This window comes from Pandoraea sp. PE-S2R-1, assembly GCF_002179865.1.
Taxonomy (GTDB): domain Bacteria; phylum Pseudomonadota; class Gammaproteobacteria; order Burkholderiales; family Burkholderiaceae; genus Pandoraea.
Genome location: NZ_NGUR01000076.1, coordinates 1 through 490, shown reverse-complemented (window position 1 = coordinate 490; position 490 = coordinate 1). Strand labels below are relative to the sequence as shown.

The window sequence follows — 490 nt, the reverse complement described above, 5'->3', positions numbered from 1 at the left end:
GGTGATGACGGACACATTGCCGTTCGCGCCCGTGCTGTCGGTGACGACAAGACTGCGCGCGGCGTTTGCGACGAGGGTGCCGCCCACCGTCACCGGCCCCGTCAGACGGATGTCGCCCAGCGCACCGTCCTGCGTCGCGAGCGACAGATTGCCGCCGATTTGCGCCTCCTTCAGCGCCAGTGCCTTCGTTGCACTCAACGCGGTGTCGCCGTTCGACTGAAGGTTCGCGAGCGTGAGATTGCCGCCCGCCTGCACGTCCATCGCCTTACCGGATTGCAGCGAACCGGCCGACGTCACATCGCCGGTCGCCGTCAGTCGATAGCCGGTCTCGCCGAGTCCAGTGCCGCTGAGCGCGACGTTGCCCGCGCTCGTCATCTGCACCTGTTGCTGCGCTGCATGGTTGGCCACGGTCAGATCGCCGCCCGACGAGAGCGTGAGGTCGCCCGTCGTCGATGCGAGATCGCCCGCCATGCGCACACCGAGACCGGCC

At 68.0% G+C, this 490-nt stretch carries 1 protein-coding gene; it reads right to left on the bottom strand.

All coding sequences use genetic code 11. From position 1 onward, the window contains the following. Positions 1-490, bottom strand: a 490-nt coding sequence (locus CDV44_RS28150) for a hypothetical protein (RefSeq protein ID WP_170936128.1), incomplete at both ends; no start/stop codon positions are given.